The sequence below is a fragment of the Pedobacter sp. GSP4 genome, assembly GCF_051857575.1.
GTDB lineage: Bacteria > Bacteroidota > Bacteroidia > Sphingobacteriales > Sphingobacteriaceae > Pedobacter.
On the sequence record NZ_JBPZIR010000008.1, the window covers coordinates 40868 to 53229 of the forward strand.

Here is a 12362-nt window from a genome sequence, read left to right on the forward strand (position 1 = left end):
GAATTTGGCAAAGTTATATAGTTAAATCGTTTTCCTGCTTAAGTTTTCTTGAATACGAAAGCAGTTCATAAATTACGCTGAGTATCGCAAAAAGTGATAGTATACCCAAGTTTATATCTCCAGCGTCCGAATTACGGTATTTAAACGCACTACCGGTTAAATCTGCCACATAACCATTAACAAGGAATAGCGCCACAAATTTTAAAGCCATAAACAATATTCCGCCCGCAGCAACAAATTGCCACAACCTATTTTCAGTTAAATTTTCGAAGTTTTTAGGCTTGTTATAGGCCACAATCAAAATTGCAACGCCAAGTATCAGATAAAAAGCAGCGCTTGCACCAACATCACCTAAACCCTTACCCGATAAAACAATAGCTTGGGTAAAGGTAGGTTTAAATTCGTATACACCAATGTGGCTATTGGTAAACTTGGCGCTGTTAATTGATTTAACCTCTTGTGCCGCGTTCTGCTCTACCAGGCTAACAGCAAGCTGGCCATTGTTATAATTACCCACTGCACTGATTAAATGATTGCTAATAGATACCAGCGCAATAAATACCAGGCTTAAGCCGGCATACTTAAAAACCTTTAAAATATTATCCATAGTTTATAATCGTTAAGTCGTTTTCTTGTATAAGCCTTTTCGAATATTCGATTAGGCCATATACTGCATTTGCTTAGAGTTAGGGTGAACTTATTCATAATTTTAAAAATTAAGCATCTCTTTAACTGTACAAAGCGATTTCAATTTTGGTCGGATGAAATTTTGTTGAACAAAAAATCAGACAAAAATTCTGATCCTAAAATCCCACAAAAAACCATTGGTTCTATTTTTTGCCATAAATAATATAAATTCGATAAACGTCATATTTATTCAATTATTTACAGCTCAAACCTAAACAATTAATTATTATAAATCAAAATAAATTTATTGTTTTACAATAAATTATAATCGAATAACAACTATAACCAATCCTGTAGTACAAATAATGCCAATATTTTATTTGGAATGATTTTTGTTGTAAGTAAAACTGTAAAAAACTTGTGCAAACAGTAACATTTTCAGCATTTTATCCTTTCGGATTGCTATACAATTTCGTAACTTTGCACACTCAATAATTAAAGAGCACACAATTCGTATAAATGAGACAACTCAAGATAACGCAATCCATTACCAACCGTGAAAGTCAATCTTTAGACAAATACCTTCACGAAATTGGTAAAGTAGATTTAATAACAGCAGAAGAGGAAGTAATTTTAGCAAGGAAGATTCGTGAGGGCGATCAAGCTGCATTAGAGCGATTAACTAAAACCAACTTGCGTTTCGTTGTATCTGTTGCAAAACAATATCAAAATCAAGGTTTAACACTAGGAGACTTAATTAATGAAGGGAATTTGGGTTTAATTAAGGCAGCAAAACGCTTTGATGAAACCAAAGGTTTCAAATTCATTTCTTATGCTGTTTGGTGGATCCGTCAATCTATTTTGCAGGCAATTGCCGAGCAAAGCCGTATTGTTCGTTTGCCTTTAAATCAGGTAGGTTCATTAAGTAAAATCAGTAAAGCTTTCTCTAAACTAGAGCAGGAATATGAACGTGAACCTTCTCCAGAAGAACTGGCAGATATTTTAGAAACTACTGTTGATAAGATTTCGGACACGCTAAGCAACTCTGGCCGTCACGTATCAATGGATGCGCCTTTTGTTCAGGGTGAAGAAAATACACTATTGGATGTATTGGAAAACCATGAGCCAAACACAGATAGCTCATTAATCAACGAATCTTTATCAGAAGAAATTAAGCGTTCTTTATCTACTTTAACTGAAAGGGAAAGAGAAATTATTGTTTTATTCTTCGGCTTGGGTTCTAACCACCCACTTTCTTTAGAGGAAATTGGCGAGAAATTTAACTTAACACGTGAACGTGTTCGTCAGATTAAAGATAAAGCGTTACAACGCTTGCGTCATACATCAAGAAGCAAAATCTTAAAATCTTACTTAGGATAAGGGATTAGGATTGATTGAAACAAAAAAAAGATCGGCTATCGGCCGATCTTTTTTTGTTTATAACATTATGAAATTCCTCACTCAGGCGTCATGCTGAACTTGTTTCAGCATCTTTCCTATTGAAACCCCTCCACTCAACGACCCTGAAATAAATTCAGGGTGACGGCTTCTTCTCATGATTAAGCTTAAAACAACAGGTGTTTCACCGTTAAACCGTTATTGATTAACTGTTTCAACGAATCGATGCCAATCCTTAAATGTGTTTCTACATATTTTTCGGTTACACTGCTATCGCTTTCTGCAGTTTTAACCCCCTCAGGGATCATCGGCTGATCGGAAACCAAAAGCAAAGCACCTGCCGGAATTTTATTGGCAAATGCTGTGGTAAAAATAGTAGCCGTTTCCATATCCACAGCCATTGCCCTTAAAGTTTTTAAATACTTTTTAAATTCTTTGTCGTGCTCCCAAACCCTGCGGTTAGTGGTGTAACAGGTCCCGGTCCAATAATCTCTTCCATGATCGCGGATGGTGGTAGAAATGGCTTTTTGCAGGGCAAAGGCTGGCAGTGCGGGCACTTCTGCAGGCAGGTAATCGTTAGATGTTCCTTCTCCCCTGATTGCTGCAATGGGCAGGATTAAATCGCCCAGTTGGTTTTTCTTTTTCAAACCACCACATTTACCCAAAAACAGCACGGCTTTTGGCTTAATGGCGGTCAATAAGTCCATCATGGTTGCCGCTAATGGGCTTCCCATCCCAAAATTAATAATGGTAATTCCGTTTGCGGTAACGCTTTGCATAGGCTTATCTAAGCCCATAATTGGTGCGTTATCGTTCCATTCAGAAAACATGGTTACATATTTGCTGAAATTGGTTAACAGGATATAATCGCCAAACTGATCTAATGGCCTGCCTGTGTAACGTGGCAACCAGTTTTTAACGATTTCATCTTTTGATTTTAGCCCCGATTTAACCGGGCTTTCTACTTCTTTTACTTTTTTCGATTTCTCTACTGCCGCTTCGTCTTTCTTTACGTCTTTTTCTTCGTTCATATTCTTATAGCTTTGAGCATAGCGTTAACAAATAGTATATAAAAAAAAATCCCTCCCGAATTACGGGAAGGATCTGATTTTTTATGCGGCCTGCAACTTTTTAAAGTCGGCCTTTTCAAATTTCTCTATCGCGTAATCGAGATTAATGTGCAACTCCTTGACATCCGTCTGCGTTGGTGTATCAAACATCGCATCGAGCATAATTGCCTCACAAATTGATCTTAACCCACGCGCACCAAGTTTATATTCCATTGCTTTATCCACAATAAAATCTAAAACATCATCTTCAAAAACCAATTTAACATCTTCGTAAGCAAAAAGCTTAACGTATTGTTTGATCAGTGAATTTTTAGGCGCGGTTAAGATATTCCTCAACGATTCTTTATCCAGTGGGTTTAAGTGAGAAAGAACTGGAATACGTCCAATTAATTCGGGTATTAATCCAAAAGATTTCAAATCCTGCGGTGTAATATACTTATAAAGATTTTTAAGATCCAAAATGGTCTCATCTTTCTTTACTTTATATCCTACAGCCTGTGTACGCAAACGGTTAGCTATTTTACGCTCAATACCATCAAACGCTCCACCGCAGATAAACAGGATATTATTCGTGTTTACAGGGATCATTTTCTGATCGGGGTGCTTACGTCCGCCCTGAGGTGGAACGTTAACCACTGTACCTTCTAAAATCTTTAATAATGCCTGCTGAACGCCTTCGCCTGATACATCGCGTGTAATAGATGGATTATCGCTTTTACGCGCAACCTTATCTACCTCATCAATATAAACAATACCACGCTCTGCCGCTGTTACATCATAATCTGCCGCCTGAAGCAAACGCGTTAAGATACTTTCTACGTCCTCACCTACATAACCTGCCTCTGTTAAAACAGTTGCATCGCAGATACAGAATGGCACATGTAAAATCTTGGCAATGGTTTTAGCCAAAAGCGTTTTACCTGTTCCGGTTTCTCCCACTAACATGATGTTCGATTTTTCAATCTCGATCTCGTCTTTATCCACTTTCTGGTTTAAACGTTTGTAGTGGTTGTAAACAGCAACCGATAGCACTTTTTTCGCATCATCCTGGCCAATTACATACTGATCAAGGTGTTGTTTAATTTCAAGAGGCTTTAATAAATTAATCGCCTCCTGAATATTTTTTGTCCCTTTGGTTCCTAATTCCTGCGCAAGCAACTGGTTGGCCTGGGTAACACATTTATCGCAGATAAATGCATCCATACCTTCAATCAGCATTAAAGTTTCATGCTTGCCAGAATGGCAGAATGAGCAACGGGATTCTTTATTTTGTTTCGCCATCTTTTTTCGCGTTTCTCGATAACACTTCATCAACCATACCAAATCCTTTTGCCTCATCGGCAGTCATCCAGTAATCGCGATCTGAAGCTTTCTCTACCCAATCATAAGTTTGGCCAGAGTGCTCTGAAATGATATCGTATAATTCTTTTTTCAATTTCAACATTTCTCTCAGGTTGATCTCCATATCAGATGCTACACCTTGTGCACCTCCCGATGGCTGGTGGATCATTACCCTTGAGTGAGGCAATGCAGCACGTTTTCCTTTTGCACCTGCAACCAATAAAACCGCTCCCATCGAAGCTGCCATACCTGTACAGATGGTAGCCACATCTGGCTGGATATACTGCATGGTATCATAAATACCTAAACCAGCATACACCGAACCACCTGGAGAGTTGATATAGATCTGAATATCCCTATCTGCATCGGTTGATTGTAAGAACAACAACTGAGCTTGAATGATGTTTGCATTCTGATCGTAAATCGCATCGCCTAAAAAGATAATACGGTCCATCATCAACCTCGAAAAAACATCCATCTGAGCTACGTTCAACTGGCGTTCTTCAATGATATATGGCGTCATCGATTGCGGTGAAAGATTAGCCTGTGCAATAAATTTATCTACGTGTAAACCGCCAATCCCCTGATGTTTAACGGCAAATTTTCTGAATTCTTGTGAATCTATGTTCATGGTTATAGAGTTTGGCGTTTTGCGATAAGCGTCTTAAGCCTAAACCAAATACGCGGGTTATTTTAATAAATATTTCCTGAAGTTGGTTAATTTCCGTGCCAATTTATCTAAATCTTCCAGATAATCATTCAGTTCTATGTCAGAAATATATTTTCTCCGTTCTAAAACTACTAAAATATTTGCATTCTCAAAGGTAGAACGGTGCGCAATATTCAGATAATGAGCGAATTCCTTATTTGAAACAGAGCCTGAGCCTTCTGCAATATTATTGGATATGCTAAGAGCAGCCCCATTGAGCTGCTCTGCAAATCTGTATTTTTTATCAACTGACAATCGGTCAGCTATATCAAGTAATTTATCAGTTAAAACTATCGATAACTGCCAAACTTCGAGCGATTGAAATTTAAATTGGGCCATAACTAAATATAGGAATAGCACAATCATTTTCAAAACGCTTAGGCTCTTTACTAAACGCTCAGCGCCAAGCGCCAACCGCTATTACTTTTTCTCAGCAAGCGCTACAAATTTATCGTAGTCTATGTCTTTTTGCTCTAGGGTAACGATAGATTTAATCTGTTCGAAAGTTTTTAAAGCTTTAACTTCTTCGAAAACACGGTTTGCATTTTCTTTCTCTTGCAAGAACTGAACTGCATATTGTGCTAATTGTTCTTCTGGAAGCGGGCTTGGGCTGTACATTCTGAACTGCGCATCTAATTTAGCTTTAGCCGCCTGAACAACATCTTCATATTTAATTTCGATGCTGTTATCTTTAATGATTTTGTTTTCGATTAAAGTCCATTTCAGGTTTTTAGCAAAATCGTCATAACCTTCTGCCAATTCTTCATCGGTTAATTTTTCGTTTGTTGCTTTTAACCAACGGCGTAAAAACTCATCTGGTAATTCAAAAGTGTGTTTCTTTAAAAGATCTTCGTAAATATCGTTCGAAAGTTTACGCTCAGCATCTTGTTTGAACATGCTTTCTACCTCTTCGGTAATTTTAGCCCTGAAACCAGCTTCGTCAGTTACTGTACCTTCGCCAAAAAGTTTATCGAAAAACTCCTGGTTCAAATCAGACTCTTCTAAACGGTTTACATTTTTAACTACCAATTTGAAGTTCGATTTTAAATCAGCTGCATCTTCTTCCGAAATATTTAAAGCTTTAGCAATTACTGCTGCATCTTCAAATGCTTTCTGGATATCGATAGTTACTTCATCATCTTTCTTTAAACCGATTAAAGATTTAAGTGCTTTTTTATCCTTAACCTGATCTAAACGGAGGGTTGCAGTACTTACAATACCACCTTCAAAAGCAGCACCATCAGTACCTAACTGGGTTAACTCGGCATACAACACGTCGCCATCAGCAGAAACCTCAGGGTTGGTCATTTTACCATAGCTACGGCGGATATTTTTGATACGGCTTTCTAAAGTTTCTTTATCTGCCTTAACAACGTATTCGGTAAATTTATCTTTAGATGAAATGTTTACATCAAAAGCAGGTGCTAAACCCAACTCGTAATCAAACTCGAAATCATCGGTATTATCCCATTTAAATTCGCGCTCATCATCCATTTTTGGAAGTGGCTGACCTAAAATCTCTAATTTCTGCTCAGCAATGTAGTTTGATAAGGTATCATTTAACAGGTTGTTAACCTCTTCTACCAAAATACTTTTACCATACATTTTTTTAATGTGGGCCGCAGGAACCATTCCTTTACGGAAACCAGGTAATTGTGCTTTTTTAGCTTGATCTTTAATGGCTTTCTCTACTTTTCCAGTGTAATCAGCAGGTGCGATCTTGATTTTTACAACAGCATTTAAGTTGCCGGTTTTTTCCTGTGTAATATTCATTTTTTCTGAGATATGAGTATTGAGATGTGCAATTAGATTTGAATATTGAGATATGAGATTTGAGACAAATGGCACATATCGCTCCAATTAAAACAGCACATCAATTTTTATTAATCAATGTTTTAAAAAACAAAACCGTTCCGATGTTTAAATCGGAACGGCCTTTATCTTGTTGTGCGGAAGAAGGGACTCGAACCCCCACGCCGTGAAGCGCCAGATCCTAAGTCTGGTGCGGCTACCAATTACGCCACTTCCGCAGTTAGGATGTTGTAAGGACTGCAAAGATAGAAACAAGATTGAATAATCAAAAGCTATCGGCAATATTTTATTGATTATTTTGATTGCAAAATGGTAACTATTTAGTTTTTAAGGAGAAAAAAATTAAAAAAAAGTTTAGTGGGAGTTTTGGTGATGGTTTGTGGGGGCACAAACCATGGAACAGGCTTTATTTTTTTGGAAAGCAGGTTCGGTAGCGTTTAGGTTAATGCAATCCCGCTGTATGCTTTATCCCGATGAAAACGCCAATTTTGAAATTGGCTACCCGTGAAACGTTCTTACGGAACGGGTAATAAAAAAACCGTTCTGATTTTAAATCGGAACGGTTTATCGTATTGTGCGGAAGAAGGGACTCGAACCCCCACGCCGTGAAGCGCCAGATCCTAAGTCTGGTGCGGCTACCAATTACGCCACTTCCGCTTAGGTTGTTTTAAGGACTGCAAAGATAGAAACTAAATTGAATATTCAAATTTTAGTTGCGCTTTGTAACAACATAAAATTGAGCTATTTTTAATAACAGCTGAAATACAGCATATTATATTGGCAGATAATTTATCATATCACCACAATACACTCTTCGCTTCAGAAGCACTCTCCTAACCGCCCAATCTTAAAACTTAACAAGCGTTACTTCAAGAAGCTCAGGACCTCCATCAATCGGATAACCTGCAACCTTTTTACCTTTTACCGTTACCGGTTTATCTACATAGTTATCAAGGTTTATGGCTGCACTTTTTAAGGCATAGGTTTTATTATCGGCTTTTATTAAATGTGTGCCGTACTGAAAAGTACTCATTCCCAGCTTTTCGATTTTTCCATTAACCGTAACAGTACCGGTATAACCGTTTTTTTTCATGGAAATACAGCTGGAAAGCGAAGCCACAAATAGCGACATGATCAATATTTTTTTCATTGGGATGTGATTTAATACCCGAAACTAGTAAAATTCTTTCTGGAACTCGAAAAAATACTGAACTGCTTTAACTAAGCGGCTTCCGTACCAGCTAAACATCTCACCATCAACCAACATAATTTTAGCATCGGGAATGGCCGCCTGTATCTCTTCTATGTGTTTTTCGGCAAAAGGATAAGGCTCGGAAGAAAGCATAATCAGTTCACAGTTGCTTGCTTTCAGTTCATCGAGCGTTACTACTGGATAGCGCTCCTGATTGATAACATTGGTCATACCGTTAGTCAACAGGATATCATCAATAAATGTATTTTTCCCCGCCGCCATGTAGGGCTTTCGCCAAATGAGATAGGCTACTTTTTTAGCCAACTGATGCTGGAGTGCAAGTGTTTTTAAATCGTTAAAACCTGCTGATATTAAATGGTTGAGGTAACTGGCTTCTGGCTGCCTGTCTACCAGCTCCCCTATCTGTCCAATGGTTTTCATGGCATCTTCCAAATTAAAGATATCACTCATCCACACCGGGAAATATTGGGCTAATTCTTCTATGTCGGCCTGTGTGTTTTCCTCCTTATTGCCGATAATGAGGTCGGGCTTTAAATCTTTAATTAAATCAATATTCAGCTTTTTGGTACCACCTACCTTGGTCCGTTCTGCAAACTTTTCTATCGGATGAATACAAAACTTGGTCAATCCGATAATTTCCTTGTCCAGTCCCAGGCCGAACAACAGCTCTGTTTGCGAGGGTACAACAGAAATGATCCTTTTTGGGGGAAAATTGAGGGTAATTTCTCTTCCGAGCTGATCGGTAAAAGTTTTTTGCATGTAGCAAAGTTAGTTTAACCACAGCTAAAAAAGATAAACAATAGGATAATTGTTATGTGCTTAGCTGTGGTTAGCCCGGTTACACCAGATTTTAATTTAAAACAGCAATATCTTCTTTCACAACACCATCGGCAATATGGAGGATCCTGTTTCCGTACTGTGCATTTTTTTCGGAGTGGGTTACCTGGATAATGGTAATGCCATCTTCCTGGTTCAGTTTTTTAAATAACTGCATAATTTCTTCGGCCTGTGCCGATTGCAGGTTCCCGGTAGGTTCATCGGCTAAAATGATGCTGGGCTGGGCCGCCAGTGCGCGGGCTATGCCCATCAGCTGCTGCTGCCCGCCTGATAACTGATTTGGAAAGAGGTCTTTTTTGGCCACAATGTTAAAACGGTCTAACAAATCGGCAATCCGGCTGGCGCGCTCAGCACTTCCAACTTTTTTGTACAAAAGTGGGGCCTCTATGTTTTCGTAAACCGTCATTTCATCAATTAAATGATAGGCCTGAAATACAAAGCCGATATGGTTGCGGTAAAGTTCAATACGCTTACGCTCGTTCAGGGCCGTTACATCTTCGCCCAAAAACTGGTAGGTGCCATAGGTTGGCTCTTCCAACATGCCTATAATATTGAGCAGCGTAGATTTACCTGCGCCTGATGGCCCCATAATGGAAACAAATTCGCCCTGTTTAATGGTTGTGGTTACCAGGCGTAAAACATAATTTTTAACACCTTTATTGGCGTAATACTTTTCGATATTGGTAAGTTGTATCATATTTTTTTTGGTTGAGGGTTGAAAGGTTAAAGGTTGGAAGGTTTTGGGCAACTTAGCCTTCTACCTCAAAACCTTCTGCCTTCCCGCCGTTATTCATATTTAAGTGCATGTACAGGTTGGCTAACCGCCGCTTTCCTTGCCTGAATGCTTACGGTTAAAACTGCAATAATAACTGATGTTACGCTGGCAATAAAAAAGGGAAAAATCGGCATATCTATACGGTAGGCAAAGCCTTCTAACCATTTTTTAACCAAAATGTAGGCTATTGGCCAGCTGATTAAATTGGCAATTACTACCAGGGCCATAAAAGACCGGTTTAAAAGGTTTACAATCTGCATGTTTGATGCACCCAAAACTTTCCTAACCGCAATTTCTTTGGTACGGCGTTTTGCTACAAAAGTAGATAGAGCAAATAGGCCGAGCAGCGATAAAGAAATCGAAACCACACTAAAAAGAACAATCATGTTCATAAAGCGCTTGTTTTCTTCGAGGATTTCGGAGAAAGCCTCATCCATAGATTGGTACCGCAAAGGAAAATCGGGATAAAGTTTTTTCCATTCTGTTTCTATTTTACCGATAATCCCCTTATAATTCTCGGTATCAAAACTCACCAACAGGTTATTGGTATTGGAAGTTCCCCCTAATTTGGTTACTTTGTAAACGGTGGGCAATACGGCCTTATCAAAACCCTCGTTGTGGTAGTTTTTGATCACACCCACAACCTGAAAGGTAATTGTTTTACCCCGATAATCAACCTTTCCATAAGTTTGTCCAACTACGTTTTTGCCCAGCAGGCTGGCCGCAGCTTGGTTAAGGATTACCGAATTAACGGTATCCTGTTGGTAAGCTTTAGAAAACAACCGTCCGGATACCAGCTTTACGCCCAGGGTCTGTAAGGCATCGATGTTAACAGTTACGCCGTTTAAGTTAATTTCGCGTCCTTTATAAATAATTTCACTTTTATTGTTAAAGGCATTCCCCATTACCTGGGTTGTGGTAGAAACATATTTAACCCCCGGAATACGCCTGATCTTATCGGCAAAACCCTCATCATAACCAGTTTGGAGATTAACCAGCTTGCTGCGTTCAAAGCCCAGATCTTTATTGCTGATGTATTTGGTCTGCATTTGCATTACGCCAATGGCAATAATAAAAGTTACAGATATTCCGAACTGAAAAACCACCAGCACATTACGCAGTACCACGCCTTTCAAACTATTTTCGTAGCTGCCCTTAAGTACCGAAACGGGATTGTAATTTGATAAAATCCATGCGGGATAGAAACCGGCCAAAAGGGTAACCAGAAGAAAAACCGCCATAAGCTGACCTGCCAGACTAAAAAAATAGGCATTGTGCCAAAAACTTAACTGAACATTAAACTGTTGGTTAAATGCAGGCAAGAGCACTTCAATTAAAATTATGCTTAAAAACAGTGAAACAACGCTCTGCAGGGCCGACTCGATCAAAAATTGAGCCATTAACTGTTTTTTATAGGCACCGAGCACTTTTTTAACACCAACTTCTTTTGCTCTTTGAACGGATTGTGCAGTGGCCAGGTTAACAAAATTAATGATGGATACGAGCAGCAGAAAAACAGTGATACCGATTACGGGCTTTAATTTGTTTATCCAGTTAATGGCAAAAGGCGGATTGCTGTGCACCTCTTTTAAGGGAATGGCTTTAAGTCCGGGAGTTTTGCCGTTTTTGTAAACATCTTTGAAATTCAGTTTCTCTTCGGCAAACGATTTCTTTTTAAAATCTACATATACCTTTTGTAAACTTTTATTGGCTGATAAGGTATCTACCTGATCAACCGATCTTACGTACACCTGGGTATAATGCGAACTGCCAATCTGATCGGGGTCATGATCTTGATCTCCGGTATGGCTTATGGCATTAAAGCTTATACTTTCGGGTGCATCCACATCAGCAATAACACCGGTAATTTTTAGTGGTGTACCTTCATCATCCCTCCATCTCACCAATTTAAATGTTTTACCCAAAACATGGTCAGTTCCGAATAACTTAATGGCCAAATGCTGTTTTAGAACAACTGTATTGGGTTCTTTCAAAGCCGTATTTCCATTTCCCTGAACAAACTGGTAGGGGAAAACATTGAAAAATGCAGAATCGGCATCTTTAATTCCTTTTACCAATATTGGATCGGCATGGTCGATTTTAACCGAAAAACCGCTCCCCCAATCCTGATCTACCTTGGTAACCGCGCTAAATTGAGGTACGTTTTCTTTAACCAGAACAGCTACCCTCGAATTGCTGATCTCCTGCCAATGATCTTGGTTATCAGGCGTAAAGAAGTTATGTTTTTCCCTTATCTGATAAACATTTTTCAGATCTGGCGACCAGGTATCGTAACTTTCTTCGTGATTAATGTACAAAAGCATTAACAGAAAAGCAGTTAGGCCAAGGGCCAAGCCACCAATATTAATGGCTGCATAAACCTTGTTTTTAAATAGGTTACGCAATGCAATTTTTAAGTTGAGTTTGAACATCTTTCTGAGGTTGAAGGTTGGAGGTTTAAAGGTTGTAAGGTTGAGATATCTAAACCTTCTACCGCTTTTACCCTTAACAATTATGTTTTATTTAATATTTTATTAAAGTTGGAAAGTTAAAATTTAGGCCACTTAAGCCTTATTACCT

General features: G+C 38.7%; 11 protein-coding genes and 2 tRNA genes. 1 reads left to right on the forward strand and 12 read right to left on the reverse strand.

Annotation, left to right across the window (positions count from 1 at the left end):
* Positions 1–13: 13 nt before the first annotated feature.
* Complete coding sequence (locus ACS5PU_RS18650; protein WP_439460677.1) at positions 14–607, reverse strand: hypothetical protein; 594 nt, start codon at positions 605–607, stop codon at positions 14–16.
* 539 nt (positions 608–1146) lie between these two features.
* Here ACS5PU_RS18650 and ACS5PU_RS18655 point away from each other — a divergent pair.
* Positions 1147–2007, forward strand: a complete 861-nt coding sequence (locus ACS5PU_RS18655; protein WP_010601359.1) for a sigma-70 family RNA polymerase sigma factor — start codon at positions 1147–1149, stop codon at positions 2005–2007.
* Between the two features lie 185 nt (positions 2008–2192).
* On the opposite strand, the gene ACS5PU_RS18660 is transcribed toward ACS5PU_RS18655, so the two are convergent.
* The 11 genes from ACS5PU_RS18660 to ACS5PU_RS18710 all read right to left on the reverse strand — a co-directional run bounded on the left by ACS5PU_RS18660 (position 2193) and on the right by ACS5PU_RS18710 (position 12214).
* The gene (locus ACS5PU_RS18660; RefSeq protein ID WP_439460678.1) at positions 2193–3056 is read right to left on the reverse strand and encodes an AMP nucleosidase; all 864 of its coding nucleotides are present in this window, start codon (positions 3054–3056) and stop codon (positions 2193–2195) included.
* Between the two features lie 81 nt (positions 3057–3137).
* On the reverse strand, positions 3138–4376 hold the full coding sequence (gene clpX, locus ACS5PU_RS18665) for an ATP-dependent Clp protease ATP-binding subunit ClpX (RefSeq protein WP_439460679.1): 1239 nt from the start codon (positions 4374–4376) through the stop codon (positions 3138–3140).
* Positions 4360–5067 (reverse strand): ATP-dependent Clp endopeptidase proteolytic subunit ClpP, encoded by a 708-nt coding sequence (gene clpP / locus ACS5PU_RS18670; RefSeq protein WP_121951459.1) that lies wholly within the window; start codon positions 5065–5067, stop codon positions 4360–4362. The genes clpX and clpP overlap by 17 nt, the downstream gene beginning before the upstream one ends.
* Before the next feature lie 57 nt (positions 5068–5124).
* Positions 5125–5559, reverse strand: coding sequence for a four helix bundle protein (locus ACS5PU_RS18675; RefSeq protein WP_439460680.1), 435 nt, complete (start codon positions 5557–5559; stop codon positions 5125–5127).
* Positions 5560–5565: 6 nt separating this feature from the next.
* Positions 5566–6918, reverse strand: a complete 1353-nt coding sequence (gene tig / locus ACS5PU_RS18680; RefSeq protein ID WP_439460681.1) for a trigger factor — start codon at positions 6916–6918, stop codon at positions 5566–5568.
* Between the two features lie 175 nt (positions 6919–7093).
* Positions 7094–7175: transfer RNA gene (locus ACS5PU_RS18685), tRNA-Leu, on the reverse strand.
* Between the two features lie 357 nt (positions 7176–7532).
* Positions 7533–7614, reverse strand: a tRNA-Leu gene (locus ACS5PU_RS18690).
* Positions 7615–7804: 190 nt separating this feature from the next.
* The gene (locus ACS5PU_RS18695) at positions 7805–8107 is read right to left on the reverse strand and encodes a hypothetical protein (protein ID WP_439460682.1); all 303 of its coding nucleotides are present in this window, start codon (positions 8105–8107) and stop codon (positions 7805–7807) included.
* A 24-nt stretch (positions 8108–8131) separates the two neighbouring features.
* Complete coding sequence (locus tag ACS5PU_RS18700) at positions 8132–8929, reverse strand: helical backbone metal receptor (protein WP_439460683.1); 798 nt, start codon at positions 8927–8929, stop codon at positions 8132–8134.
* Between the two features lie 91 nt (positions 8930–9020).
* Positions 9021–9704, reverse strand: coding sequence for an ABC transporter ATP-binding protein (locus ACS5PU_RS18705; protein ID WP_439460684.1), 684 nt, complete (start codon positions 9702–9704; stop codon positions 9021–9023).
* A gap of 89 nt (positions 9705–9793) precedes the next feature.
* Complete coding sequence (locus tag ACS5PU_RS18710) at positions 9794–12214, reverse strand: ABC transporter permease (protein ID WP_439460685.1); 2421 nt, start codon at positions 12212–12214, stop codon at positions 9794–9796.
* Positions 12215–12362 lie beyond the last annotated feature (148 nt).

What these genes read in the sequence shown, in the direction of transcription:
- ACS5PU_RS18710 (WP_439460685.1), bottom strand. Translation starts at nt 12,214, where the DNA reads ATGTTCAAACTCAACTTAAAAATTGCATTGCGTAACCTATTTAAAAAC.
- clpP (WP_121951459.1), bottom strand. Translation starts at nt 5,067, where the DNA reads ATGAACATAGATTCACAAGAATTCAGAAAATTTGCCGTTAAACATCAG.
- ACS5PU_RS18705 (WP_439460684.1), bottom strand. Translation starts at nt 9,704, where the DNA reads ATGATACAACTTACCAATATCGAAAAGTATTACGCCAATAAAGGTGTT.
- ACS5PU_RS18700 (WP_439460683.1), bottom strand. Translation starts at nt 8,929, where the DNA reads ATGCAAAAAACTTTTACCGATCAGCTCGGAAGAGAAATTACCCTCAAT.
- clpX (WP_439460679.1), bottom strand. Translation starts at nt 4,376, where the DNA reads ATGGCGAAACAAAATAAAGAATCCCGTTGCTCATTCTGCCATTCTGGC.
- ACS5PU_RS18695 (WP_439460682.1), bottom strand. Translation starts at nt 8,107, where the DNA reads ATGAAAAAAATATTGATCATGTCGCTATTTGTGGCTTCGCTTTCCAGC.
- ACS5PU_RS18650 (WP_439460677.1), bottom strand. Translation starts at nt 607, where the DNA reads ATGGATAATATTTTAAAGGTTTTTAAGTATGCCGGCTTAAGCCTGGTA.
- ACS5PU_RS18655 (WP_010601359.1), top strand. Translation starts at nt 1,147, where the DNA reads ATGAGACAACTCAAGATAACGCAATCCATTACCAACCGTGAAAGTCAA.
- ACS5PU_RS18660 (WP_439460678.1), bottom strand. Translation starts at nt 3,056, where the DNA reads ATGAACGAAGAAAAAGACGTAAAGAAAGACGAAGCGGCAGTAGAGAAA.
- tig (WP_439460681.1), bottom strand. Translation starts at nt 6,918, where the DNA reads ATGAATATTACACAGGAAAAAACCGGCAACTTAAATGCTGTTGTAAAA.